This window comes from Bradyrhizobium sp. Leo78 (assembly GCF_059512425.1).
The window spans coordinates 1-25,009 of the sequence record NZ_JCAMOT010000065.1 but is presented as its reverse complement, the minus strand read 5'-3'; the positions used below and the strand labels follow the sequence as shown (position 1 = coordinate 25,009).

At 60.4% G+C, this 25,009-nt stretch carries 26 protein-coding genes and 7 pseudogenes; 29 read left to right on the top strand and 4 right to left on the bottom strand.

What is annotated here, in order from left to right; all coding sequences use genetic code 11:
• Positions 1-728, top strand: a pseudogene (locus tag AC5ZG1_RS40560) (IS630 family transposase); the annotation flags it as partial.
• A 210-nt stretch (positions 729-938) separates the two neighbouring features.
• On the opposite strand, the gene AC5ZG1_RS40555 reads toward AC5ZG1_RS40560, so the two are convergent.
• On the bottom strand, positions 939-1,568 hold the full coding sequence (locus AC5ZG1_RS40555) for an FMN-binding negative transcriptional regulator (RefSeq protein ID WP_028169022.1): 630 nt from the start codon (positions 1,566-1,568) through the stop codon (positions 939-941).
• A gap of 135 nt (positions 1,569-1,703) precedes the next feature.
• Here AC5ZG1_RS40555 and AC5ZG1_RS40550 point away from each other — a divergent pair, with 135 nt between their 5' ends.
• Both AC5ZG1_RS40550 and AC5ZG1_RS40545 read left to right on the top strand, forming a co-directional pair.
• Entirely contained in the window at positions 1,704-2,180 is a 477-nt protein-coding gene (locus AC5ZG1_RS40550) for a Wadjet anti-phage system protein JetD domain-containing protein (protein WP_028169021.1), read from the top strand.
• A 679-nt stretch (positions 2,181-2,859) separates the two neighbouring features.
• Entirely contained in the window at positions 2,860-3,267 is a 408-nt protein-coding gene (locus AC5ZG1_RS40545) for a Rieske (2Fe-2S) protein (RefSeq protein WP_028169019.1), read from the top strand.
• A gap of 15 nt (positions 3,268-3,282) precedes the next feature.
• Here the strand turns inward: AC5ZG1_RS40545 and AC5ZG1_RS40540 are convergent, their stop codons facing one another.
• The gene (locus AC5ZG1_RS40540; RefSeq protein WP_028169018.1) at positions 3,283-3,873 is read right to left on the bottom strand and encodes a hypothetical protein; all 591 of its coding nucleotides are present in this window, start codon (positions 3,871-3,873) and stop codon (positions 3,283-3,285) included.
• Between the two features lie 278 nt (positions 3,874-4,151).
• Between AC5ZG1_RS40540 and AC5ZG1_RS40535 the strand changes: the two genes are divergently transcribed.
• The 23 genes and pseudogenes from AC5ZG1_RS40535 to AC5ZG1_RS40425 all read left to right on the top strand — a co-directional run bounded on the left by AC5ZG1_RS40535 (position 4,152) and on the right by AC5ZG1_RS40425 (position 21,697).
• Positions 4,152-4,475: a HesB/IscA family protein gene (locus tag AC5ZG1_RS40535; RefSeq protein WP_028169017.1), complete on the top strand. Its 324-nt coding sequence runs from the start codon at positions 4,152-4,154 to the stop codon at positions 4,473-4,475.
• Positions 4,476-4,491: 16 nt separating this feature from the next.
• Positions 4,492-4,782: a NifU family protein gene (locus tag AC5ZG1_RS40530; protein WP_028169016.1), complete on the top strand. Its 291-nt coding sequence runs from the start codon at positions 4,492-4,494 to the stop codon at positions 4,780-4,782.
• Positions 4,783-4,792: 10 nt separating this feature from the next.
• The gene (gene nifS, locus AC5ZG1_RS40525; protein ID WP_028169015.1) at positions 4,793-5,977 is read left to right on the top strand and encodes a cysteine desulfurase NifS; all 1,185 of its coding nucleotides are present in this window, start codon (positions 4,793-4,795) and stop codon (positions 5,975-5,977) included.
• 4 nt (positions 5,978-5,981) lie between these two features.
• Positions 5,982-6,203 carry a putative nitrogen fixation protein NifT gene (nifT, locus tag AC5ZG1_RS40520; protein ID WP_028169014.1) on the top strand — a complete coding sequence of 74 codons (222 nt, stop codon included), beginning with the start codon at positions 5,982-5,984 and terminating at the stop codon, positions 6,201-6,203.
• Positions 6,200-7,059, top strand: a pseudogene (locus tag AC5ZG1_RS40515) (SIR2 family NAD-dependent protein deacylase); the annotation flags it as partial. The gene nifT and the pseudogene AC5ZG1_RS40515, both read left to right, overlap by 4 nt.
• Positions 7,060-7,338: 279 nt before the next feature.
• Positions 7,339-8,895 (top strand): nitrogenase cofactor biosynthesis protein NifB, encoded by a 1,557-nt coding sequence (gene nifB, locus AC5ZG1_RS40510; RefSeq protein ID WP_028169013.1) that lies wholly within the window; start codon positions 7,339-7,341, stop codon positions 8,893-8,895.
• 12 nt (positions 8,896-8,907) lie between these two features.
• The gene (locus tag AC5ZG1_RS40505; protein ID WP_028169012.1) at positions 8,908-9,132 is read left to right on the top strand and encodes a YfhL family 4Fe-4S dicluster ferredoxin; all 225 of its coding nucleotides are present in this window, start codon (positions 8,908-8,910) and stop codon (positions 9,130-9,132) included.
• Between the two features lie 340 nt (positions 9,133-9,472).
• Positions 9,473-10,009, top strand: coding sequence for a tetratricopeptide repeat protein (locus tag AC5ZG1_RS40500; RefSeq protein ID WP_455998703.1), 537 nt, complete (start codon positions 9,473-9,475; stop codon positions 10,007-10,009).
• A pseudogene (locus AC5ZG1_RS40495) lies at positions 9,999-10,686 on the top strand (4Fe4S-binding leucine-rich repeat protein). Before AC5ZG1_RS40500 ends, AC5ZG1_RS40495 begins: the two are co-directional and overlap by 11 nt.
• Positions 10,683-11,003 (top strand): nitrogen fixation protein NifZ, encoded by a 321-nt coding sequence (locus tag AC5ZG1_RS40490; RefSeq protein WP_028169010.1) that lies wholly within the window; start codon positions 10,683-10,685, stop codon positions 11,001-11,003. Before AC5ZG1_RS40495 ends, AC5ZG1_RS40490 begins: the two are co-directional and overlap by 4 nt.
• Complete coding sequence (locus AC5ZG1_RS40485; RefSeq protein ID WP_028169009.1) at positions 11,000-11,239, top strand: nitrogen fixation protein NifZ; 240 nt, start codon at positions 11,000-11,002, stop codon at positions 11,237-11,239. The genes AC5ZG1_RS40490 and AC5ZG1_RS40485 overlap by 4 nt, the downstream gene beginning before the upstream one ends.
• 14 nt (positions 11,240-11,253) lie before the next feature.
• Positions 11,254-11,611 (top strand): annotated as a pseudogene (locus AC5ZG1_RS40480) (DUF3024 domain-containing protein).
• A gap of 34 nt (positions 11,612-11,645) precedes the next feature.
• Complete coding sequence (locus AC5ZG1_RS40475; RefSeq protein ID WP_028169008.1) at positions 11,646-11,915, top strand: DUF6129 family protein; 270 nt, start codon at positions 11,646-11,648, stop codon at positions 11,913-11,915.
• 11 nt (positions 11,916-11,926) lie between these two features.
• Positions 11,927-13,114, top strand: a complete 1,188-nt coding sequence (locus tag AC5ZG1_RS40470; protein ID WP_455998710.1) for a DegT/DnrJ/EryC1/StrS family aminotransferase — start codon at positions 11,927-11,929, stop codon at positions 13,112-13,114.
• A gap of 40 nt (positions 13,115-13,154) precedes the next feature.
• Positions 13,155-13,367 (top strand): hypothetical protein, encoded by a 213-nt coding sequence (locus tag AC5ZG1_RS40465; RefSeq protein WP_455998701.1) that lies wholly within the window; start codon positions 13,155-13,157, stop codon positions 13,365-13,367.
• A 129-nt stretch (positions 13,368-13,496) separates the two neighbouring features.
• Complete coding sequence (locus AC5ZG1_RS40460; protein WP_028169005.1) at positions 13,497-13,946, top strand: Rieske (2Fe-2S) protein; 450 nt, start codon at positions 13,497-13,499, stop codon at positions 13,944-13,946.
• Positions 13,947-14,333: 387 nt separating this feature from the next.
• Positions 14,334-14,930: pseudogene (locus tag AC5ZG1_RS40455) on the top strand (IS630 family transposase); the annotation flags it as partial.
• Between the two features lie 121 nt (positions 14,931-15,051).
• Positions 15,052-16,598: pseudogene (gene istA, locus AC5ZG1_RS40450) on the top strand (IS21 family transposase).
• A 16-nt stretch (positions 16,599-16,614) separates the two neighbouring features.
• Positions 16,615-17,376: an IS21-like element helper ATPase IstB gene (gene istB, locus AC5ZG1_RS40445; protein ID WP_028169394.1), complete on the top strand. Its 762-nt coding sequence runs from the start codon at positions 16,615-16,617 to the stop codon at positions 17,374-17,376.
• 256 nt (positions 17,377-17,632) lie between these two features.
• Complete coding sequence (locus tag AC5ZG1_RS40440; RefSeq protein WP_455999064.1) at positions 17,633-18,478, top strand: carotenoid biosynthesis protein; 846 nt, start codon at positions 17,633-17,635, stop codon at positions 18,476-18,478.
• A gap of 73 nt (positions 18,479-18,551) precedes the next feature.
• On the top strand, positions 18,552-19,616 hold the full coding sequence (locus AC5ZG1_RS40435) for an IS630 family transposase (protein WP_496136230.1): 1,065 nt from the start codon (positions 18,552-18,554) through the stop codon (positions 19,614-19,616).
• A 1,449-nt stretch (positions 19,617-21,065) separates the two neighbouring features.
• Positions 21,066-21,289 (top strand): annotated as a pseudogene (locus AC5ZG1_RS40430) (BolA/IbaG family iron-sulfur metabolism protein); the annotation flags it as partial.
• Between the two features lie 60 nt (positions 21,290-21,349).
• Positions 21,350-21,697 (top strand): (2Fe-2S) ferredoxin domain-containing protein, encoded by a 348-nt coding sequence (locus AC5ZG1_RS40425; RefSeq protein WP_028169327.1) that lies wholly within the window; start codon positions 21,350-21,352, stop codon positions 21,695-21,697.
• Positions 21,698-21,816: 119 nt separating this feature from the next.
• On the opposite strand, the gene AC5ZG1_RS40420 is transcribed toward AC5ZG1_RS40425, so the two are convergent.
• Complete coding sequence (locus AC5ZG1_RS40420; RefSeq protein WP_035693183.1) at positions 21,817-22,080, bottom strand: hypothetical protein; 264 nt, start codon at positions 22,078-22,080, stop codon at positions 21,817-21,819.
• Positions 22,081-22,264: 184 nt separating this feature from the next.
• Positions 22,265-23,008, bottom strand: a complete 744-nt coding sequence (locus AC5ZG1_RS40415; RefSeq protein ID WP_496136231.1) for an OmpW/AlkL family protein — start codon at positions 23,006-23,008, stop codon at positions 22,265-22,267.
• A gap of 329 nt (positions 23,009-23,337) precedes the next feature.
• On the opposite strand from AC5ZG1_RS40415, the gene AC5ZG1_RS40410 reads away from it, so the two are divergent.
• The 3 genes from AC5ZG1_RS40410 (at position 23,338) to AC5ZG1_RS40400 (ending at position 24,811) form a co-directional block, all read left to right on the top strand.
• The gene (locus tag AC5ZG1_RS40410; protein ID WP_155255682.1) at positions 23,338-23,502 is read left to right on the top strand and encodes a hypothetical protein; all 165 of its coding nucleotides are present in this window, start codon (positions 23,338-23,340) and stop codon (positions 23,500-23,502) included.
• Between the two features lie 505 nt (positions 23,503-24,007).
• Positions 24,008-24,448, top strand: coding sequence for a hypothetical protein (locus tag AC5ZG1_RS40405; RefSeq protein ID WP_455998904.1), 441 nt, complete (start codon positions 24,008-24,010; stop codon positions 24,446-24,448).
• 129 nt (positions 24,449-24,577) lie between these two features.
• Positions 24,578-24,811 (top strand): hypothetical protein, encoded by a 234-nt coding sequence (locus tag AC5ZG1_RS40400; RefSeq protein ID WP_207231180.1) that lies wholly within the window; start codon positions 24,578-24,580, stop codon positions 24,809-24,811.
• The last annotated feature ends 198 nt before the right edge of the window (positions 24,812-25,009 follow it).

The following is a 25,009-nucleotide window of genomic DNA, read 5'->3' as shown; positions in this document are numbered from 1 at the left end:
GGCCCCCTGCTGGCGGAGGCGCTGGGCGACGTCGACGTTCAATATGTCTGGCGCTTCCTGCGCGAGCACAAGATTGATCTTTCGGTTCGCAAATCCTGGTGCGAGAGCAACGACCCCGAATTTGCGGCCAAAGCCGCCGATGTTGTTGGTCTTTATGTCGATCCGCCTGCAAAGGCCATTGTCTTGTGCGTCGATGAGAAGCCATCGATCCAGGCCCTGGAGCGCGCCCAAAGCTATCTGAAGCTGCCCAACGGACGGGCTTTGACTGGCCAAAGCCATGATTACAAGCGGCATGGCACAACGACGCTGTTCGCCGCGCTCCAGGTTGCCACCGGAACGGTCATCGCGGAGCATTCAAAGCGCCGCCGCCGCATGGAGTTCCTCGGCTTCATGAACCGGCTGGTTGCCAGCTTTCCGGACCGCGAACTTCACGTCATCCTGGACAACCTCAACACGCACAAGAAGAATGAGCGCTGGCTCAAAAAGCACCCCTTGGTGCAGTTTCATTTTACGCCGACGGGGCATCTTGGCTCAATCAGGTCGAGACCTGGTTCTCCATCCTGCAAGGCCAGTCGTTGAACGGTGCATCATTCACCGCCGTCACGCAGCTCCAGGAGCACATCGATGCCTTCATCCGCGCCTACAATGAAAAAGCACAGCCCTTCGCCTGGACGAAGAAACGAGTCCGCCAAAAGCGGTTCAAAGGCTGCCGTATCACTCAGCTCTGATTCCGGGTACTAGCAATGACCCAGACGGCGATTATTGGCTCCGGCCCGATCTCGAATCCCATTCGGGAAGCGTTCTATACGACCGATTGAGTTCGACACCCAGCGCTCTTGCGCTCGCCTTAGAGCATGATCCGGAAAAGTGGGCACCGGTTTTCCGAAACGATCATGCTCCATAGAGCGGGACCACGATTCGAAGAAAAGTCATGGCCTCTAGGCCTGAATCGGAATGAGGGGAGCCACTTCCCGATCCTGCGGTTTTTCGCTCGCCGCAAGGCCGGCGGCGACGCCGATGCGGTCTGCCTTGGGCCGATGCTGACTCATCTTGCGCTTGCCCTCGAACCTGGTGACCGGAATGCGCACCCCGACGATACCGCGCAGTTGCGCGGCGATGAAATCAGCGGGTGCGTCGCTGACAGCCGATGGGTTCGTACGCGACGTCTCATGGACGTTCGTCAGCCGTGTGACCACCTCGAGCAGACGTTCGGGCTCCTGGAAGAACTCGACCGGCCCGTACGCGTGGACGGCGATGTAATTCCATGTCGGCACCACCTTCCCGGTTTCTTGCTTGGTGGCGTACCATGAGGGCGTCACGTAGGCCTCCGGACCCATGAAGATCGCCAGAGCCTCGCCGTTCGGGGCCGCGCGCCATTGCGGATTGCTCTTCGCCAAGTGCCCGTACAGAACTCCGTGCTGTCCTTCGGTCTCCTCGAGGAAGAGCGGCAAGGGTGTCGCAAGCGGCCCGTCCGCGGTGGCCGTGACCAGGTTGGCGAGGCCGGCGGAGCGGATGGTCGCTCGGATGCTTTCGACTTCGTCATCTTTGAAGGCGGGGGGCACATACATGTCGGTTCTCCGTTCTCAGCCCTGACATAGACCCAGCTTGGCACGATCGAAACTGCCAGTTATCGCTGATTTTGCTCGTCCAGCTGTAGGGGCATGCGGCTATGACAATCGCCGCGAACGAAGCTAATCGACGGCTTGAGCCAGAAGCTGACAGCCGCGCTCGATCTGGCGGGTTTCCAGCGCGGCGTAACCCATGACGAGCCCGATATTGTCCAGCTGGCACCGGCGGCCCGGATGACGTTGATCGAAGAGGGGGCGACCGGATATCCTTCGCTCGCGACGCAAGAGGCGCTACGGGTCATCGCGGGAATGGTGTCCGAATGCACGCCGATCTTCCACTGGTCGGACATCGATCCGGACGGCACCTGGATCTTCCGCATGATCGAGCGCGCTATCGGACGCCCGATCCGTCCCCACCTCATGAGCATCGAAATCGCCAAGCGATCTGGACAAGTTCCGCCGAAAAAGGCCGCACCAGCGCGATGCCCATCGGATTCCGGCATAGCTGCGCTCGCCGCTTATCTGGCGGGGGAGGGCGCCAAGATCCTCGAGCAGGAAGAGCTCGACCCGGCCTTGCCCCAAGTCACCGCTCGGAGGTCAGCACTAGTCTAACTGGCCGAGAACCGTCGGTATCATGCGATTGAGAACCGTCAACTCGGTTCCAAGCGCATAGGAAATCGGATTCTCCGTTGTGACTTGAACGACAGTGCCAACCTTCAAATGCATGACTACAGGGTTGCCGGTCACGGGGGGCGCTGCGACGGTCGGGCAAAACGCGAGACAAAGGATGGACCTTGCCGTCTTGGTCCGGCGAAAGATGCAGTCGATCTTTGACTGACCGTTGTCGGCGACGATGCGAGCTATCATCTGCCGACAAGCTTCCGATGCGACCCCCATCGGGACTAGCCAGTCTGAAAAGTATCCGCCATCCGGCCAGATCTCGTGCGCTTGCTGAATCCCGATCTCGTCCTTGTTCCCAGTGGGGGGAAGGGGGTCATTCAATCCTTTGGGTCTCTGAACGATTTAGTCCTGCAGAAAACAATATGCGGTGTGAACTTCTTCATGTTGTGTGATGCTGACGCGGTGTCGCCGAGTCGAGACCTCGCCTCACTGGATTAACTGTCTCAAGGGCGCATGCTCGCGCAAATCCATCCATTGTGCACCGGTCGCAATTAGTTGTGGTATCGCTTGCGACGCAGCGCACGGGACTGCCAAAAGGTGAGGCGCCCCGGTACTTTGCGCGATTTTTGCAAGGCTGATCGCAAGGTGATCAATTGAAAGTTGTCTTGTCATGAACGCGCAGCGGACGCAGCCGAATACCGCCTATGCGATCTGCGGCTTCAACGATATTCCAAGCCAGCGCGCCATGGGCTTCTACCTCATGATCGTCGACGAAGACGGCAGCCACAGGCCGTGGCCCATTGTCGTGGTGCGCTGGGGCAAGCGGGTGTTTGGCTATCTCAACAAATGCCCGCACAACAGCGTGAATCTGGACTGGGAACGCAACCAGTTTTTCGATCCCCGCGGCATCCGGCTGATGTGCGGCAAGCACGGCTCGACCTTCGAGCTCAGCACCGGCCGCTGTGTCGACGGCCCATGCAAGGGCAGCCGGCTCACGCCGGTTGCGTTGACGGTGCTGGACGGCGATATCTGCGTGACCGGCGTGCGGCTTGTCGAGGAGGAGGTTTCCTCTGGCTAAAGCTGAAGCCGGCGCTCAGACCGGCCGGTTCTCGTTGCGGTTTCTCACGGGTTCCATCCTCTTCAGCCCTTCTTCGTAAGAGATCTCGTCATAGGACGCATCGACATCCTTGGCCGCGTCGAGCAGGTAGTCGAGCTTGCCGGGCGCATCGAGCTTCTTGATGTCATTCTTGTCGACCCCGACCAGGTCCATCATCTCCTTCCAAACGGTGGATTCATCGCACGGCAGCACGTTGAAGGTGATACCAGCGAGCTTGATTCGATATTTCGCCAACAGGTCTATGTTGTTGCAAAACATGAAGTAGCTGCCGTCAGGGCTTAGCGCGCTCTCAAGAACGTTTGCGACATCGGCAAGATAAGCGAAGCAGTGCAGATAGCCGGCCAGCACCGGAATGATGTTTTCGCCGACCTGCACGACCGTCAGTACCTGCTCGATCGAATAGTGGGGCGGCCGCTTCTCGTCCGCGACCTGGGCCTGAAATTTCAGTGCGATATCGCCACGAAAGCCGAACCGGCCCCGCTTGGTGGTCCCGCCCTTGAATATGGGATTGAGCAGGCGCCCTTCCTTCTCCAACCGGCCGAGCGCGGTGTTCTCGATTGCAGTCATCAAAAATCATCCCTCTATCCAAGACCACCGCCGGGCACCCCGGCGGTGGGAGACGCAATGCAAATCATTTGCCGCCGCGGGCGTAACCCTTTCTCGGCGGAATCCATAAAGAAGACACGCAAAGCCGCCGCGATCCCTCGAAGACCTTTGTCAGCAACCAGACACGCGTCGCAAAGCCAACAGCCCGATTTTGAAGAATGTGAGCAGTGTCAAGCGCCTGCGCTCTGGCATGCGACTTGCCAATTCGATGCAAATGACTCTGGAAAACAAAAGGTGCCATGATCAATCTGACGGATAGCGCAGTGAATGCGGTCAAGAGCGCGATCTCGGCTTCGGCCCAGCCGAGGAGCGGCTTGCGCATCATGGTCGAGGCCGGCGGCTGCGACGGATTCAAATACAAGATGGACCTCGCCGACGGGGCAAAGCCCGACGACACCGTCATCGAGCGCGACGGGATCAAGGTGTTCGTCGACAATAAGAGCCATGAGCACCTCGCCGGCACGACGATCGATTTCGTGGTGGCGCTGGAGGGCTCGGGCTTCACCTTCGACAACCCAAACGCTAGCTCGAGCTGCTCCTGCGGCAAATCCTTCAGCAGATGAAAAGAGAAATCAAAGCATGCTGGTCGAACCGGAACAGCTGAAGCAACGGTCGGTCGTTGAGACCGATCGTGAACAACTCATTCGGGCTGTGATCGAGGAGATTCGGCCCAATCTGCAACGCGACGGCAGAGACTGTCAGCTCGTTGGGATCGACGGCAGCAAGATCACGGTCAAGCTGACCGGTGCCTGCGTGTTCTGCAAGCTTTCAAGCGCGACGCTAGAAAGCATTCAGGCGCGGCTGGTCCAAGGGCTCGGCGAATTCGTTCGCCTGATCCCGGTCGCCGGCGGCGCCAATCCGCAGCATTGAGCGAGGCTCTGTGCCGATCTATCTCGACAACAATGCGACCACGCGGACAGATCCGTGTGTCTTGCAAGCCATGTTGCCGTTCTTCACGGAGCGGTTCGGTAATGCCTCGTCCGCCCACGCCTTCGGCAGCGAGATCGCAGGCCCGGTGGCCAAGGCACGCCGCAGCCTGCAGAGTTTGCTGGGAGCCGCCCACGATCATGAGATCATCTTTACTTCCGGCGGGACCGAGTCCAACAACACCGCCATCCTTTCTGCGCTCGCGACCCAGCAAGGGCGCGACGAGATCGTCACCACCTCCGTCGAGCATTCCGCCATCCTCACGCTGGTCGAGCAATTGGCGTTAACGGGCATCAAGACGCATGTGATCCCGGTGGATTCGCGCGGCCGCCTCGACCTCGAGGCGTTTCGCTGGGCGCTTGGACCACGCACGGCGATTGCGTCCGTTATGTGGGCCAACAACGAGACCGGCACGATCTTCCCGGTGGAGTTTCTGGCCGGCTTGGCGCGCGCGGCAGGTGCGCTGTTTCACACCGATGCGGTGCAGGCCATAGGCAGGGTGCCCATCGACCTGAAGGACAGTGCTATCGACATGCTCTCGCTGTCCGCACACAAGCTGCACGGCCCCAAGGGAATCGGCGCGCTCTATTTGCGACAAGGCACGAAATTCAGGCCGCTGATCTGGGGTGGGGCACAGGAGCGACGGCGCCGCGGCGGAACCGAGAACATCCCCGGCATCGTCGGTCTTGGAAAAGCTGCAGAGCTTGCGGCGGAGGGGCTCGAGCCGGAGCGTGTTCGCATTGCTGCGTTGCGCGATCGCCTGGAGCAGACGATTTTGCACAACGGCCGCTGCATCCCGCTCGGCGATGTCAGCAACCGCCTGCCGAACACGGCCAGCATCGCCTTCGAAGATCTCGAAGGCGAAGCAATCGTCCACCATCTCAACCGAGCGGGCATTGCCGCTTCGCTCGGATCGGCTTGCAGCTCGGGGTCAATGGAGCCGTCGCATGTGCTGCGCGCGATGAACGTGCCGGCAAGGAGCCTGCGCGGCGCGGTACGCTTTTCCCTCTCGCGTGAAACCACGGCCGATGACGTCGATCAGGTCGTCCGCGTACTGTCGCGCATCCTGGCTAATCTGCGTGCCATGTCACAAGAGCCTCCCAACCCCACCAGCGCTTCGCCCCAATGCACGAGTTGATCTTATGAAAGTCATGATTCGCCGCTCTCCGGAGGGCCTGTCGATTTATGTGCCGAAAAAAGATCTCGAGGAGCCAATTGTGGAATCGGAGCGCGAGACGCTGTGGGGTGGCTGGATCAGAATAGGCAATGGCTGGGTGCTCGATCTACCCGAGATGGCAAGCGACACGTCGCTGCCGATCACGATCAATGCCAGGAAGCGTGGCGAGGACGGCGACGGCCGATGAAGGCGATGGCGCAAACCGACTTCGTCAATGCGGCCGATGCGGAGGCGATTCTCACTGACATAGCGAGGAGGCTGCGTACCGCCAGCATTATTCCCTATCTCGGACCTGGCCTCGCTGATGTGTCCAAACCGGATGCGCCGATGACGCCGGACGCCTTGGCTGCTTTCTTCGCCAGCAAGGTCGCGCTGCCGCGCCGGGCCAAAGGCAACATCTGGGCGTCTGCGCAGCACATCGAGAGCAACAAGCATCGCACCACCGTGACGGCATTGATGGCGCTGGCCTTTGCTGCGCCGGTCGAGCCGACGCCGCTGCATCATCATCTTGCCGTGCTGCCCCTGCCTGTCATCGTCGATACCTGGTATGACGGTGCGATGCGGGGGCGCTTGGCAGGCGCGAGGGATGGGGTGAGGTGCAGGGTATCACCCGCGCCGGCCTCGGCGAGGACCGCTGGTATCGCTTCTATGATGCAGCGGGCGGAGAGGTCGACCATGATGCGGCGCAGAGCTGGAGCACGGTCCTCTATAAGCCGCACGGCGGCGTGTTGCCCGCAAGGAACTTCCTGATCTCTGACGCCGACTATGTCGAGGTCCTGACCGAGATCGACATTCAGACGCCGATCCCCGATGTGGTGAAAGAGCGGCGCAGTGGCCGAAGCTTTCTCTTCATCGGCTGCCGCTTCAACGATCAGCTGCTGCGAACTTATGCGCGGCAGCTCACCAAGCGCTCGGCCGGTGTTCATTACGCCATCGTGGAGCCAGATGTGCTGTCCAGGAATGAACTGCGTTTTCTGGTCGAACAGGGCCTGACGCCGCTTGCGATCCCGCTCCCGCGCGCGATCGAGATCCTGCTCGCCGGCCGACAGACCGGTATACGGGTGTCGATGTTGCTCGCGTGCCGGCGCACGCGAGTTGTCTTTCGTTCGCGCCAGGGAATGAGTACGTTCATCTCTGTGTCGGGATCGAGACGCCTGGCACACTTCGAACATTGCTAATGTCGTGCAGAAGGCCGTCGCTTTCACGGCAGAGGGCGGTAAGCGGCTCAGCTTTTGACCTAGATCAAAATTGCTCGCAAGTCCGGCCATGGCACGCGAGTTGCAAATCTTCTTTTCAGTTTCCGCTGCAGGGAGAATGGAAGGATGAACGTATCAGCGCTGGACGAAGCAAGCTCGGCAGGGAGCGCGGTCGACATTGGCAAGGTCATGCAGATCGCCGCGCGCAAGGGCTGCGGGAGGTCCGGCGGGGGCAAGGCAAGCTGCGGCTCGCAGGCCGGCCAGGGTGATCTGCCGACCGAGATCTGGGAGAAGGTCAAGAATCACCCCTGCTACAGCGAAGCAGCGCATCATCATTACGCGCGCATGCATGTTGCGGTCGCGCCTGCCTGCAACATGCAGTGCAATTACTGCAATCGTAAATATGATTGCGCTAATGAATCGCGCCCGGGCGTGGTGAGCGAAAAACTAACGCCGGAGCAGGCGGCGAAAAACGTGCTGGCGGTCGCCTCCACAATCCCACAGATGACTGTGCTCGGCATCGCGGGGCCCGGCGATCCCCTGGCCAATCCGAAAAAGACGTTCAAGACGTTCGAGCTGGTGGCCAAGGCTGCTCCCGACATCAAGCTGTGCTTGTCGACCAACGGCCTGATGCTACCCGACCATGTCGACACGATCGCCCGCTTCAAGATCGATCATGTCACCATCACTATCAACATGGTCGATCCCGAAATCGGCGCCAAAATCTATCCGTGGATTTTCTACAACCACAAGCGCTACACCGGCCTAGAAGCCGCAAAGATCCTCAACGAGCGCCAGCTGAAAGGCCTCGAGATGCTCACCGAGCGGGGCATCCTATGCAAGATCAATTCGGTGATGATCCCGGGTATTAACGATCAGCATCTGGTCAAGGTCAACAAGGCGATCAAATCGCGCGGCGCGTTCCTGCACAACATAATGCCGCTGATCTCCGCGCCCGAGCACGGCACGGAGTTTGGTCTCAACGGGCAGCGGGGGCCAACCGCGCAGGAATTAAAGGCACTGCAGGATGCCTGCGAGGGCGAGATGAACCTGATGCGGCATTGCCGGCAGTGCCGCGCCGACGCTGTCGGCTTGCTCGGCGAGGACCGCAGCGCGGAGTTCACTACCGAGAAGGTTATGGCCATGGACGTCAAATATGACTTGCCGATGCGCAAGGCCTATCAAGCCAAGATCGAGCAGGAGCGCGTTGCCAAGCTTGCTGGCAAGCAGGAAGAGATCGTCGAGCTTGCCAGCAAAATGAGTGACATCAAGCCCATGGTTGCCGTGGCGACGAAGGGCGCGGGCGTCATCAACGAGCATTTCGGTCACGCCAAAGAGTTCCAGGTGTACGAACTCTCCACGACGGGCGCCAAATTCGTCGGCCATCGCCGCGTCGATCACTATTGCCGGGGCGGCTGTGGCGAGGAGGAGCGCCTTGCCACCGTCATCAGCGCCATCAACGACTGCCATGCGGTATTAGTGGCCAAGATCGGCGGCTGTCCGAAAAGCAATCTGTTGAAGGCCGGGATCGAGCCAGTCGACCAATACGCCCATGAGTTCATCGAAAAATCAGCGATCGCCTGGTTCAAGTCCTATCTGGAGAAGGTGCAAAGCGGCGAAATCCAGCATACCGAGCGGGGCGAGGCGGCGATCCGCCAGGGCGCACTGATTCCGGCCGCCTAAGGGGGAAGGTCAATGCCGTTCAAGATCATCGCCTCGCAATGCACGAGCTGCTCGGCTTGCGAGCCCGAATGTCCCAATGTCGCAATCTCGGAGAAAGGCGGAACGTTTGTCATCGATCCGAAAAAATGCACCGAGTGCGTCGGCCATTTTGACGAGCCGCAATGCGTCGCGGTGTGCCCGGTCGATAACACCTGCGTCTTGGACACCTCGTTGCCGCGCTACCAGGCGCGCGCGTAAATAGGGGCCGATCCCATGACCTTTACGCCGGCGCCCAGCGCTGAAAAACTCGCGATTTTCGCGCTGCGCACCGCTGGCCGCAGCTTCCGCCTCGCCGTTACAGGCGGTGGTTGCTTGGATTTGTCCGCCAAGACAGGTGTTGCGCCGGCACCTCGGCCCGGTCAGCAAGGCCTCCAGCGGAACGGGCTAAGATTGCCTCAATTCGGGAGCCGCTAATGCTTGGCGGTGTCACGATCGATTTGACCGACACTGCTGCGCAGAGCGGGCCGATCTTCCAAGAAGCAGGTGTGCTGCTCCAGCGATACCGCAAAGGCTGCCCATTAGAACAGGAAAGCTGCCAATGAACCTCGCTGGGGCCGGCAATCCGCTGTCCGGGAGCGAAGGGGCGCTGATTGCGCGCACGCTGCTCGGCGAAGGCCTGCCGCGCGAAGCCGAGGATCATCTGTGGCAGGCCGGGCTCCTCTATCACGTGGATGCGATCGCGGAAAGGCACCTGCACGAAGCGCAGGCGCTAGCGCCGGGCCACGCCGCCGTCCTGATCGGAATCTACCGCTTCTATTTCTACAAAGGTCGCTTGGCCGAGGCGTTGGAGGTGGCAAAGCTCTGTATCTCCAAGGCAGCGCGCGAAAACGGTCTCGCTGACGATTGGCGGCGGGTCAGCGCGGGCGACGCTGCTTTCGATTGCTACGAGAACATCCTGTCGCGCTTCTATTTATTTTCGCTAAAAACCTACGCGTACCTGCAGCTGCGGCTCGGCAATCTGGATGAAGGCCGCGCGGCCGCCAGCAAGCTCGTGCAGCTCGAGCCGACCGACAAGATCGGCGCCAGGGTGCTCCTGGACGTGCTGCAGCGGATGGGGCAGGACGATGACGATTGACATCGATAAGGCCCGCGACTGGCTGGGCAACGAGGTCGACTGCGGCACCTGCACTCATATCGGGCTCAGGGCCAGCGGCGGCTGCCGCTTGATGCACGCCTGCGTCAACGACCGCTATGCTCGCCGCATCGACCGCTTCTTCTACTGGAATCCGGCGCTGGCCGACGCCTACATCACCCATCCACATTTTGAGGTGCGCGCGATCGCAGCCAACCACGCCAGCGTGTTTCTGCTGCCGATGCTGCCCGACGATGCTGAGGAAACCGTGCGCTGGAACGCCGCGCGGCGCCTGCCCAAGCGCTTAGTGCTGCGGCTGCGCAACGATCTGCATCGGAAGGTTAGGATGCGGGTTGCGACCTTGCTGGATGGGAGCTGGCGCCGATGATCTCGGACCAGGACTATTACGTCCGCCTGGTGGTGGCGAGCCGGATCGCGCGGGCGCTGCTTGGGCGTCTCATGAGCGATGACGAACCCGAGGTGCGCCGCGTGGTTGCGATCCGTGTTCCCAATGAGTGGCTGCTCGGCATGGTCAATGATCCCGATGGCACCGTGCGCCTCGAGATCGCACGGCGGCCGAGCTAGCGGAATTGACCAAAGACGAGGACTCGATGGTGCAGGAAGTCGCCCGCGCGCGCGTGGCCATCCGGCCCGAACGACCGAGGAAGAGTGGGACATGAGCAACATCGTTCGCGACAGCGAGGTGGTCGAGTTGACCGGGCCGCCTTTCTTCAGCTTTGGCGAAAAGGTGCAGGCCAGCCGTACCATCCGCAATGACGGGACATATGCCGGCAAGGAGATCGGCGAGATCCTCGTCAAAAAGGGGGAGGTGGGTTACGTCGTCTCAATCGGCACTTTCCTGCAGCAGTTCTACATCTATGGCGTTCAATTTCTCGAAAGCGGCAACCGCGTCGGCATGAAGCGCAAAGAGCTCGAGCCGGAGGTGGGGCGCGATGAGCTTTTGGATCTGCCGTTGCCTGAAGAGGCCGGCCCATGATCGCCTCGAGACTGCCGAAATACCAATGGGGCCAGCGCGTCAAGGCAGCGGTCGACCTCATCAATGACGGCTCGTTTCCCAATGCACCGGCCGATAGACTCCTGATCGGCGCCGGAGGGATCGGCGAGATCGTGCAGGTCGGCAGGCATAGGGAAGGCAACGTGCCAATCTATCTCGTCGAGTTCGGCGAGCGGATGGTCGTCGGCTGTCTTGAAGAAGAAATCACAGTGCTATGAGGGGGCCTTTGGCGATGAATGCCGCGGTGATGAGAAAGGCAGCGGTCAGGATGATCCCTCACCCGAACGAGCTCGATTGCAAGCGGATCGAGCGCGCCTTAAGCGCGCGCAAGCGCTATCGCTATGTCTCGCCGCATGTGAAGGCGGTGAGGGGGCTATCTGATCGAGAGTCCCTGCTGCTCTCGCAATATCGACGCCGATGGCGGCCTTATCGATGCCGCGCTGATCCACTACGACATGGTGTGCGGCATGTGGAAGCTGTTTCGCAAGAACCACGCAAACGGAATCTGGGAGTTTTATAGCATTTACCACCGGCTGACCTCGGCGATCGAAGATTTGAACACAGATCCCGAGCGGCTGTTCTGGCTATGAAGCTTATTTAGGGTCCAATTATATGGGAGACGCGATGGCGCTTGGCACAGACGAATTGATGGAAATCGAACGGGTGCTCGCGGCGGCGCAGGCTGATGCAGATCCGGTTCTCGAGTTGCGGCGTCGCTTTCCGCACCTCGCCGCGACACGCTGTGATGCCTCTGACGTGACGGAGCGACCATTCCGGAGTCTTCCGAATTTCGATCTGCATCTGATCGATGGCTGCGATCGCTGCCTAGAGATCACGGCCGATCCGGTGCGGGCGATTGGCATCCTGCTGGCGGCAAGGAGGATCGGACGGTGATCGGCGTTGGACTGGTAGGGCATCGCGACGATGGCACGGACGCGGTCGACGCCGATTTACCCTTCATTCCGCTCTCAGATCCCGATATCACCTCCGCCGAGCTCTCCGCCGTGGAAGCGCTGCTGTGTTCGCCACGGGTCTCCAATGGGCCCATCACCGAGGCCTTCGAGAAAGCCTTCGCCGCCTACCTTGGGCGCAAATATGCCGTTGCCGTCCCCAGCGGCACCATCGGGCTTCTGCTTGCACTAAAAGCGCTCGGCATCGGACCCGGGCAGGAGGTGATTGCCTCGCCTTATTCGTTTCGCGAGGTAGTGCATGCTATCAGTCTCGTGGGCGCGAGGGCCGTATTTGCCGACGTCGACTATTGGTCGGGAGCCTTGGCTCCGGCGAAGGTCGAAGAGCGTGTCACGGCCAACACGCGGGCGATCATTGGTGGCAACCCCAATGGCCATCCGGCGCCATGGTCGGAGCTGCGCGCGATCGCGCAGCGCCATCAATTGCCGCTCCTGGAGGATTCAACCGAAGCGATCGGATCGCAATACAAGTTCGAACTCGTCGGCCGCTTTGGCGATATCGCCGTGTTCGACTTCGCCCAGCCACTGGCCCTGACCTGCGGCGAAGGCGGCATGGTGGTGACCGACGACATCGACATGGCCGTTGGCTTGCGCCGCCATCGCGCGCATCGGCTGGATGAGCGCTCCTCCGTTGTCGTCAGCAGCGCAGCGCCCCACCAGGCCGGCATGAGCGATCTCACAGCCGCGCTGGGCCTTGCGCAGCTGAAGCGCCTCGAGGAGATCCTGGAGCGGCGCCGACTCGTCGAACAGCTCTACAACGCGCATATGCAATCCTTTGAGGGTATCAAGCCTCCCTATGTCGGTCCCGATGTGACCGAGGTGAACTGGTTTCTTTATCTCGTCCATCTCGGAACGCGCTTCGCGCGATCCAGCCGCGACGCCATTGTCGATGACCTCCGCATCGAGCAGGTCGAGGCCGCCGCTTATTGCTATCCCTTGCATCTGCAGCGGCATTATTTCGAACTTGGCTATCGTCATGGCGATTTCCGGGTTGCGGAAAAGATCGCCGATCGCGCCCTGGCACTGCCGTTTCACAGCCACCTCACCGACGAGCAGATCGAGTTCATCGTGGAGACGATGAAGGACGCATCCATCAACATCGGCGCTGGCGCAGCAATTTATTAGCAACGAGGAATTATCAATGCGAGGCGCAAGGCAGGCTTGAATGTCGACATGCACAGTCTCACCGTTGGACAAGATAATCGACGTCATTCACGCCACGTCACTTTTGGCGGTGCTGCAGAACCCGGAGATCGCCACTTCCGGACAAATGCAGGGGCAGACCACACGCGGATGCTCCGGCCTGTTCGTCCGGCAAAGCCACGAGGAACTCTTGAGGGTGGTGCGGGAAGACAATGAGAAGCTCAATGCAATTTGATGTTCTCAGCGGGCCGTCGATGCCTACAAGGAGCTGGTCGGTGGAATTGGCGTCCTTCGGTTGACCGGTACCGCCGTCGATGTCTTTCGCGCAGGAAAACACGGCGCATGAGCAAGGGAGCAGCGCGACATGGGCAGCCAAGAGATTGAGGTGTTCGCCGTCTGCCCCGCCGATGCAATCGAGCGGGGCAGCGCGAGGGGCTTTAGCCTGTCACGGATCGACGAGAGCGGTGAGAGTCGGCCGTTTCCGATTGTTGTGGTTCGGACCGTTGGCAATGATTATCACGGCTATGTCAACCGCTGCCCACATGACGGCGTCTGGCTCAACATCCGTGCGGGCGAATTTTTCTCGCCCGACCGCGCCTTTCTCGGGTGCGGCCGGCACGGAGCGATCTTCGAGATCGACAGCGGGTTTTGCATCGATGGCCCTTGTAACGGAAGAGCCCTTGAGCCGGTTGCGCTCGCCGTGATCGGCGGCGACGTCTGCCTGTGTGCCGTGAAGCTGGTGGAGGACAACGGCTTTCCCGGTCCGTTCGAGGATGGCGACGAAACCATGGACATCATGATCCATCCAGATTAACAGGCTTGATCTCATGAACGTGGACTTAAGGAGTCTTTTAAGGGAAAGCGCCGTCATTCGCATGAACATCGGCGCAAGTCTGTCGCGTATCGCTGCGTTCGGATTTGTTAGGATCAAGGGCCGGGCAGGCCGGCGGGTTATCCTGTAGCCCAGCATGAATGGTACGGCGATGCTCGAACAGCGAGACGCGCATCCATTCGATGTTCGCGTGCGTTGGTGGCTTTGCGAGGATCAAACGCCCGGTCGCCAGCTCTTATCGCGCATGGACGCATTACCCTGAAACGGAGATCATTCGCGCCCGCATCCGAATGATCTCGGCGGCCCAAGGAGGTGTTCAAGTGCTAGTACCCACTTTTCTTGGATCGTGAGTCGTGCTTCAAGATATGGATGATACCCGAAGCAAGAGAAGTCCACCTTTCGCGGAAAGATCGCAAGGTGCTTGAGGCGTGCTGTCGCTCGCCGACGACATTGCAGCGCGATTTGAAGCGGGCGCGGATCGTTCTGTTGGCGGCGGATGGGCGCAGCACCCGATCGATCGCCAAGGAAGTTGGGGTCCAGCCGCGGATTGTCAGCCTTTGGCGGCATCGTTATGCCGACCAAGGCCTTGAAGGGCTGCAAGACAAGGCGCGACCGGGCAAGCAGCCAATCTATACGAAGGCCACCGACAAGCGGATTTTGAAGCTGCTGGACAAGCCGTCGCCGGAAGGGTTCGCACGCTGGACCGGGCCCCTGCTGGCCGAGGCGCTGGGCGATGTTGACGTCCAATATGTCTGGCGGTTCCTGCGCAGCCACAAGATCGACCTCGCGGCTCGCAAGTCCTGGTGTGAGAGCAACGACCCGAACTTTACGGCCAAAGCCGCCGATGTTGTCGGCCTCTATGTCGCCCCGCCGGCGAAGCCCATTGTGCTGTGCGTGGACGAGAAGCCCTCGATCCAGGCCTTGGAGCGAGCGCAGGGTTATCTGAAGTTGCCCAATGGCCGCGCCTTTCAGAGGATCGTGAGCAGGGATTTCGCGGGATCGTGAGCAGCTTTTCAGTGGCTCAGTCCGCTTCGGCCGATAACTCAGCCGGCTTAGGAACTGCCTCGTCAGTGAACGAGGAAGGCCGATGCCCACCCAGAGATTGTCGATGCGCCGGATCAAAGAGGTTCTCCGCTTAAAACATGTTCAAGGCTTGCCGGAGCGAGCCATCGCGCGCACCCTGGGCATCAGCAACGGTGCCGTGCACAGCTATCTGCGCCGAGCCGGAGCTGCCGGGCTGAACTGGCCGTTGCCGGCCGGAATGACCGACGAGGACCTGGAGCTGCTGCTTTTCCCTGCGCCGAAGCCGGCGTCGCAGAGCCTCCAGCGGTCCGCTCCCGACTGGGGCTATGTCGACAAGGAATTGCGCCGGCGCAATGTGACCCGTCGGCTGCTGTGGGACGAGTATCGCGCCACCCATCCTGATGGATTCGGCTACACATGGTTCTGCACGACCTACGAGGCCTGGAAGGGGCGTGCCCGGCCTTCGATGCGGCAGACCCATCTGGGCGGCGAGAAGGTTTTCGTGGATTTCGCCGGCGACACCATCGACGTCATCGATCCCTCAAACGGGGAAGTGCAGTCGATGAAGCTGTTCGTCGCGGCGATGGGCGCCTCCTCCAACTATACCTACGCCGAGGCCTGCCCAAGCGAGGGGCTCGCCGACTGGATCCGCCTCCACATCAACCTTTTCGCCTCCCTCGGCGGCGCGCCGACATTCGTGGTCTGCGACAATCTCAAGGCCGCCGTCACCAATCCCGACCGCCACGATCCCGGCCTCAACCGAACCTATGCCGAGATGGCGAGCCATTACGGCACGGCCATTCTTCGCAGCCCGGCCGCGGCGCCCAAAAAGACAAGGCAAAGGTCGAAGTTGCGGTGCAAGTCGCCCAGCGATGGATTCTGGCGCGGCTGCGCAACCAACGCTTTTTTTCGTTAGCGGAGCTGAACGCAGCCATCAAAATACTCGCCGTCGAACTCAATGCCCGGCAGATGCGCGACTTTGGCGCCAGCCGCGCCGAACTGTTCGCCGAGCTCGACCAGCCCAAGCTCACAAAGCTGCCGGACCAGGCTTACGCTTTCGCACGCTGGAAGCGATGCCGGGTCGGCCCCGACTATCATATCGAGATCGATGGACACTGGTATTCCGCGCCGTATCGGCTCATCCGTGAGCTCGTCGATGCGCGCATCGACGACAGGACGGTCGAGATCTTCCACAACGGCCGCAGGATCGCCAGCCACGCCCGCGCCCCTAACCGGCGGGGCCACACCACCATCGCCGACCATATGCCCAGCGCCCATCGGCGCTACGGCCAATGGACGCCCGCCGGAGTGATCGCCGCCGGCGAGCGGATCGGTCCGTCGACCGCCGCCTTCTTTCAAGCCGTGATCGCGGCCCGGCCGCATCCCGAGCAAGGCTTTCGCACCTGCCTCGGCATTCTGTCGCTGACCAAAAGTTACAGCGCCGAGCGCGTCGACGCGGCCTGCCGGCGCGGCATTCTGATCAAGGCACGATCCGTCGCCTCGATCCGCTCCATCCTCCAGAACGGCCTGGATCGCACCTTTCTCGACGAACCCTCCGAACACCAACCCCTGCGCCACGGCAACATCCGCGGCTGGGATTATTTCCACTGAAGCCAAGGAGACCTGTATGCTCAACCATCCCACCCACGAACGCCTGATCGAGCTCGGCTTGAGCGGCTTGGCCAAGGCCTTTGAGGAGCAGCGACGATCACCTGATCTCGAAGCCTTGCCGTTCGAAGATCGCATCGGCCTGCTGGTCGACCGGGAAGCCGCAGAACGTGACACCAGGCGGCTCACCACGTGCCTCAAGCTGGCCGCGCTTCGCCAGAATGCCTGCGTGGAGGACGTCGATTTGCGCACGCCGCGGGGTATCGACCGGGCCGTCTTCGCCAAGCTCGTCAGCGGCGACTGGATCGATCGCCACGAGAATTTTCTTCTAACCGGGGCGACCGGATTGGGCAAAAGCTGGTTAGCCTGTGCTCTCGGTCACAAGGCCTGCCGCGACAATCGCTCGGTTCTCTACCATCGCGTCCCAAGATTGTTCGAAGCGTTGGCGCTCGCGCGGGGAGATGGACGTTATGCCCGCTTGCTCAAAACCCTTGGCCGCGTCCAGCTTCTGATTTTGGACGATTGGGGATTGTCGGTGCTCACCGTCGCCGAGCGGCGCGATCTACTGGAAATCCTCGAGGACCGCCATGGCCGCGCATCGACCATCGTAACCAGCCAACTTCCCGTGGACTCATGGCACGAAGTTATCGGAGATCCCACGCTCGCCGACGCCATTCTGGATCGCCTCGTCCATAACGCTCACCGCCTCCAGCTGGCCGGCGAAAGCATGCGAAAACGCAACGCCAAAACCATCACCCTTGACGAGCAGCCAGAACGCTGACTCTATCAACGCCTTGGCCGGAGCGGGCCGCTCACGATCGTCTGAATTCGGCGCTCATGATCGCGCGAGATCGCTGCTCACTATCAGTGAAATATGCACCTCTCCCCGCGCCGCTGCTCGTACTTGCGCTGCCTACCCGGTGCAACTACGTTAAGTAAGCCTTGCTGCCGGTTGCTCAACTGAAGGATTGCATGCAATGACCCCAGACAATGCCGGCCGAGGCCGACTCCGCGTGCCGCAGGAGGCCGCGCTTTGGTTGGCCATCGCCGGCATTCTTGCGGCCGCAATTTGGTTTTCCTGGAATCCAACCCCGGTTGCTCAAGCGCTTGCGGCACTTTTCATTGCCTGCGCCCTGATCCACGCCACCTTCGCCTATGGTGCGCGGAGAGCCTTGGTTCTGTTCGTTACTTGTAACGCAATTGCGTTTGCGATGGAAAACCTGAGCGCTGCCACAGCGTTTCCATTTGGGACCTTTCATTTCGTGGTCGGCGCGGACTTGCCGCAGATCGGCCTCATCCCGATCATCGTGGGACCGGTATGGTTCGTTGTGGGCTATTTTTCATGGGTGGTCGCGTCGGTTCTTTTGGATCACGCCGATCGTCAGCTCGATCGACCTTTCAATTTGGTCGCCCTGCCCATCGTAGCCGCTTTCGTGATGACCCAGTGGAATCTTGTGACGGATGCCCCTAACGCGACGATAGCCAAGGCTTGGATATGGCACGGCGGCGGTGGAATGTTCGGTGTTCCACTCTCCAACTATCTCGGCTGGCTTCTCACCTCCTGGCTGATCTGCCAGGCCTTCGCCCTCCACCTGCGCTGCGACGGCCGACGGCAGCACTTGAGGATTAGTCACAGGCTGGCGGTGATCGGCATCCTTTTCTATGTCGGCGCCGGCGTTACGCACATCGTGCCCTGGATCATGGGAGAGAGAGGCGAAGCCGTCGACGACAGAGGCTATGTCTGGCAGGTCCACGATATCCGTGAATCCACGGTCGCGATCCTGCTGCTGACGATGGTCTTCACCGCATTGCTCGCAGGGCTGCGCCTCTTGCGCCAGGCGAATTGCAAAGGCGAGCCAATCGCATCAATATCTGGCGATTGAAAGCGGGGCATGTCGTCGCAACACGGACTAGTACCCACTTTTCTTGGATCGTGAGTCGTGATTCAAGATATGGATGATACCCGAAGCAAGAGAAGTCCACCTTTCGCGGAAAGATCGCAAGGTGCTTGAGGCGTGCTGTCGCTCGCCGACGACATTGCAGCGCGATTTGAAGCGGGCGCGGATCGTTCTGTTGGCGGCGGATGGGCGCAGCACCCGATCGATCGCCAAGGAAGTTGGGGTCCAGCCGCGGATTGTCAGCCTTTGGCGGCATCGTTATGCCGACCAAGGCCTTGAAGGGCTGCAAGACAAGGCGCGACCGGGCAAGCAGCCAATCTATACGAAGGCCACCGACAAGCGGATTTTGAAGCTGCTGGACAAGCCGTCGCCGGAAGGGTTCGCACGCTGGACCGGGCCCCTGCTGGCCGAGGCGCTGGGCGATGTTGACGTCCAATATGTCTGGCGGTTCCTGCGCAGCCACAAGATCGACCTCGCGGCTCGCAAGTCCTGGTGTGAGAGCAACGACCCGAACTTTACGGCCAAAGCCGCCGATGTTGTCGGCCTCTATGTCGCCCCGCCGGCGAAGCCCATTGTGCTGTGCGTGGACGAGAAGCCCTCGATCCAGGCCTTGGAGCGAGCGCAGGGTTATCTGAAGTTGCCCAATGGCCGCGCCTTGACTGGTCAGAGCCACGATTACAAGCGGCATGGCACCACAACGCTGTTTGCGGCGCTCGAAGTCGCCACCGGAAAGATCATCGCAACGCACTCAAAACGACGTCGCCGCGTCGAGTTTCTCGATTTCATGAACAGCGTCACCGCGGCTTTTCCAAACCGGAAGCTTCACGTCATCCTCGACAACCTCAACACCCACAAGAAGAACGAGCGTTGGCTCAATGCCCACCCCAACGTGGAATTTCATTTCACGCCGACAAGTGCGTCCTGGCTCAGTCAGGTCGAGGTATGGTTTTCGATCTTGCAGGGGCAGTCGCTCAGCGGCACTTCCTTCACAAGCCTCAAGCAGCTTCAGGACCACATCGATGCCTACGTCAACGCTTACAACGACAAAGCCGAGCCCTTCGTCTGGACCAAGAAAAAGGTCCGTCAACGCCGGTTCAAAGGCCGCCGTATCACTCAGCTCTGATTCCGGGTACTAGCTCGCCGAATGGACTGGCCAACCAAAACTCTATACGCCCGAGAAGGGCGATTCCAGCGGCCGCGGCAGCTCCATCTCGGTTTTCTCGTCGGCGCGGAGGGTTGGACGCCCGGCTGGCCTGCATGTGCGCTGCATCGCGGGAGACGGTCGCCAACGAAACTGCGCGCGCCGAACTCGATTTCGCGTTGTCCACGCTCGCTAACTGGACACGCAACCAGACAGGCAAGCCGTATGATGAAAGCCGTCGGCCCGACTGTAGAGAATAGGTGGGGCTGACGTCGTCCCGCATTCCTTTTGCTTCCGTCCGCCCTAGCCTGCGATAGGGCACGCCCGCGTGCTTTCAGAATCGGGGGGCAGCCTCCCCACATTGCTAGATCCATAAAATCGCGTGCGGACGAACGCGAGCGGCGCGGCTTCACGCTGTCCACCGAGTGAGGCGGCAAGGCGGCGAACGTCGACGCCAGCACCATTTTTGGTCGGGTGAATCCGCGTGCCGGCTTCGCTTCCAATGAGGCCCCATTTGTGGGGGGAGCCGAGGCGAACAGGTGTTAGTGACATCCAAAACGCGCTCGAGACAAAGAAAGCCCTCGGCGGCTACAACCGCCGAGGGCTCCGTCTGGGCTGGCAGGGGGGATCGCAGACCCAGACGTGACAGGACCGTTAGGCAGTGAAATGACGATCCTGTATCAGGAGTTCTGGGAGACTCGCTTTAGAGTAGGCTGGCCGTGCATGCAGGGAGAGGGGGAACAATCCTGCGAAGTACAAACCCCAGTCACGCGCATCAATTCAAGCGACATATCCATTGACCCTAGCTTTGTAATCGAGGTCTTTGCCCCAGGAATCAACTGATTGAAGGCAAGCGCCTTCAAGGCGGAGAGCGTGAAGCGCCGACGCCACTGGCATCCCCGATTGTGGTTTGCCATGGGCGCCGTCGTGGTCCCAGCCGGCTTGGCTTGCGCCCTTGCGCAAGCCGCGCTCGGCGATCGCGCGCTCTCGTCAGAGCGTTCAGCGCTCACCGAAAGATGCGGTCGGTTCGCGCCGAATGGTGCCGGTAAGCGGTCATGCCCTGCTGTAGCGAGGCGTCGAGCTCATCAGGCAGCTTGGCGAAAATTCATGGGCTCCTCCGAGAAGACGACGGTCGTGACGCGCTACATCCTTCCGCGAGATGACATTGCAAGAGCCGGGCCATGCGGAAGGATCGGGATTCTTCGGCTATTTTGGGGGCTAGCTGCGGAAAAGCTGGAGGCGCACGCGTCTGCTCGATGTTTGTCACGTCCGCAACAAAAGAGACCGTTGCTGTAGCAAACGTGACGATGAGTGGCAGTTGTACGTCGGCAGACCGAGAAGGATCGGCGCAGAAGCGCGCGGCGCGCATCTTGGTTCGAAGCTTGCATGGAGAAGCAAGATGGTGGAGCAAGCCAAGCGGGAGCAAGGCAGATCGCGATGAGGGGACCAGACATCGAAGCCCTGATCAGGAAAGGCTTTTCGGACGCGGAGGTGTCCATGACTGATCTAGCCGGCGATGGCGATCATTATGGCGCCCGCGTCGTTTCGCGCGCCTTCACAGTCAAGAGCCGAAGCAGCATCAGATTGTGTATGCGGCGCTCAACGGGATAATGGGTGACGAGCTTCACGCGTTCGCGCTGACGACCGCGGTCCCGAGCGGTGCACTCGGACCTTGTCCCCCTTCAGATGAACCCAATCGAATGCGTGGCGGGCTCATGAACTCAGAAACGGAATTCGAGCTTCCTCAACTCTACAGGCATCATGTCTTTGCCTGCCACGTCCAGCGTCCGCCTACTCATCCGCACGGCAGCTGCGGTGCAGCTGGTGCGCAAGCCCTGTGGGACAGGACGAGCAAGGCGATCGAAGTGCAAGGGCTCACCGATATCGGCTTCACGGCGGCGGGCTGCCTCGGCTTTTGCAAGGCCGGTCCCTTGATGGTGGTCTATCCCGATGGCGTCTGGTACCGTCCAACCACGCCTGACGACATCGACGAAATCGTCGAGTCCCATCTCAAGGAAGGTAAACGTGTCGACCGCCTGGTGATGGTGTTGAAGCGGAGCTGAGGGCTCGGTTAAAGGCAGCTTGCGCGGGCTATCAAGTTAGTCTCGGCTTCCATCTGACGACTGGCCTCTCTGGAATCCTGGGTTACCCTCTTTCGCCAGGGTGATGAGTGGTGGTGACCTCACGGTCCTTCATCAAGAACTCCGTGCCCAACCGGGCCCTTGACCTTATAGGTGCGGCCTTCGCTTTCGTCGGGATCCTCGGTAAGATGGATGTTCCTGATCAGGGTGCGCGCTTGATCACCGTGGACAAGCCTTTGGATTTCAAGTCCCTGATCACCATGCCCTGCCACCTCCAGCGGCGAGCCGTTTGAATCCCTGACGTTGATGTCCTTGTGGCGCTTTGCGCGACGCTCGCCGAGATGGAAAATGGCTTGATCAATCACTCTTACCCTTCGATCTGGTCCGTCACCTCATGTTGGCTCCGCCAATAGCGCAAAGCTAAAGCGAATGCGGCGCCGGGCCCGGCTCCCGGCGCTGAGAGAGATGACGCTTCTTCGAACCGTCAGCTCGCTCGATCTTTTTGTTTGCGCAACCCGGTTTCCACTTTTCCCCGATCGTGCTCTTGGGTCAGAACTTGTAGGTGATGCCGCCGCCGACCAGCCATGAGTCGATATTGGCGCGCCCGGTGACCGGAATCGCCTTGTTTACGGTCGCCGAATAATCCGGCCGCAGCCACAACTTCTTCACGTCAACGTTGAAGCCCCAGTGACGGTCGAGCATGTAGTCGAAGCCGAATTGGACCGCGGCGCCAACTTGGTTGCTGATCTGCAGGTCGGTGACCGCGAGGCCAGCGACCGGCGTGTTGCCCGCCGACTGGTTGAAGAATACGGTGTAGTTGATGCCGGCACCGATATACGGCTTGAACGCGCCGAAATCGGTGAAGTGATATTGCAGCGTCAACGTCGGCGGCAACAGCCAGGATTTGCCGATGTCGAGCCCGTTGAGCGTCCCGGTGCCGTTGATGTGATGCTTGGTCGCGCCGAGAATGAGTTCGGCGGCGATGTTCGGGGTGAAGAAATAGGTGATGTCGAGCTCCGCGACCACTTGATCGCTGATCGAGAGCCCCGAATTCGGTGACGACAGGCCCGGAACGCCGAAGACGTTAACCGAGCTACCTCGAGCATCCGGCAAAACGCCGAGCACGCGCAGGCGGAGCATCCAGGGATTGAATGGTTCGACCGGCGGCGCTTTGGTGTAGATCGCCGCCGATGCGAGATCGGCAGCTTGCAGCGACATGGTGGCCCCACCGAATGCCTCACGACCAGCGAGGCTGTCGTCAGAATTGTTCTTGTTCTCATCAAATTCTTCGATTCCCAAGTCAGCGCGGGGAGTCGCGCGACGTCTCCGTCACACACGCGGCATCGCGAAGGATTTGATGCGAATCAAAATCGGGCGGTCGAGACACGATTAAGTCGCCATGTTGCGAAAGGATCACGACCGTAAGGCGTGATGACTGACTTTTCTTCGAATCGTCATTCCGCTCTATATTTTTTGTTTGAGCATGATCTTCTCGGAAAAGCGGTTTCCACGTTTGCGGATCACGCTCTAATGCAATCCAGCTACAGCGGTAACGCGCGATCGAGGGGCCTCGAAGTTGCGCCGACATGCCCGCGCATACGCGGGGATTCATTGAGGCAGCAATGTTCGCCAAGTTGCCCGGCTTCCTCCTCTATCTGAAGGGTGCCGGCCGGCAATTGACTAATCAATTCCGCGTCGCCCCTTGTTCGGAAGTCGGATTGGAAATGATCCTGGTGCGGCATATGGTGGCCGAGCCGGGCGCGAGCGGCGAGTTTGGCGTTGCCTAGCCGATCTCGACATAAACCTTCGTATCGTTCCGTCCTACCCTTTGGATACCCGACGATTACCTACGTTCAATTGAGCTGCTGATGGCGGTCGTTCTAGGCTGCGTCCTGCCCTCCTTGGGCGTTTCCTCCCTAGACTTCGGCCGCTTGTGGCAACGCAGGCGGCCATTTCTTTGTCAGATGGCCGCTGACTCGCATGGCGCTCCTGTAATTGGCTCGGAAACGAGTGGGCGGGCCGTAAATGAGCGTCATCATCGATACCAATCTAGCCGAACGCCGAAGGCTAAGCTTGATGAGCTAAATAAGAAGGCGATCGACGCCATCACGTCCGGCAAGCTCACAGATGGGCGCCAGTATCAGCGCAATGTGGGGTAAAGGCGCCCGCCGCCGCTGCGCACCTGCTCGCTTAGACGCTGGAAGACATCCTGAAAGACCAGGAGGAGAGGGATGGTACGTGTTTCGACATTGGAACGCCGTTCCAATTCGGAGGAAGAGAAGGGCCGAGCTGATGAAGCTCGTTGGCGATCTGTGCACCATCGAGCTGCTGAACAACAAAGGGGTCAGCATCTACATCGAGCCGGAGAAGATCGATGGCGGGCTCATCCTGTCGACCGGCGCGATCAAGGAATCAGTCTGGCAGGATACCGTCGGCCTGGTGCTCAAGAAGGGCAAGACCGCCTTCAAGCATGAGCCGCAGACCGGCACCTATTTCCACGGCCAGGATGTCAAGGCCGGCGATTGGGTTGTATTCCGGCACGGCGATGCTCGCCGCGTCCGGATCAAGGGCGTGGATTGCCGCATGGTCGAGGACACGCTGCTCGACATGGTGGTCGACAACTCCGACGTGATCACACACCGGCTGATAGTGACACCGCTTGGCGGAGCTTTCGGGCGCACTGAACTAGAGCGGGTCGTTTTGTCGGCTTTGAGACCAATATCCACCACATGACGCTACACACACCCAGTACGAAGCGACTGTAGCCAACTTTCAAAATCGGCACATCGCTTGCTTCATTCGGGGCACCATCACCGGTCGCAGGCGGGGCGGTGCTGTAGGGACGGACTCGGCACGTCCTCCATGGCGTCCGGCCGCCCCGCCAATTTGTTGTGGGGCGACATGAAACAGCCCTTCGGCGCCTCGCTCGGCTTGATCGATGTCACTACGAATGTCGATGCGGTCGAACTGGAACGTGCAGCGAAGCGTCCACTGATGTCCGGCTTTCACGCGCAATTCAGCATCGGCGAATGTGCCGGCTCCGCCGCGATGACCGCATTGGCGGGCTGCACCTTGGGGCTTTTTCATCAACCCTAATTAAAATTATAGACGCGCGTGTAGAGCCCCGATCGTCTTCAGCGAGCCTGCTGCGCGCGCCCGAAGAAAGGGGAGCGGGGAAACTCCGCTTTCTTCGCCTCTCGTTAAACTAGCGAGTAGCGTAGCTCACCCGCTCCGGCAGTACCCTCCGGCTGCCTCGCTCGAGCATCGCTCGAGATCGTCCTGCATGCTCCGCCC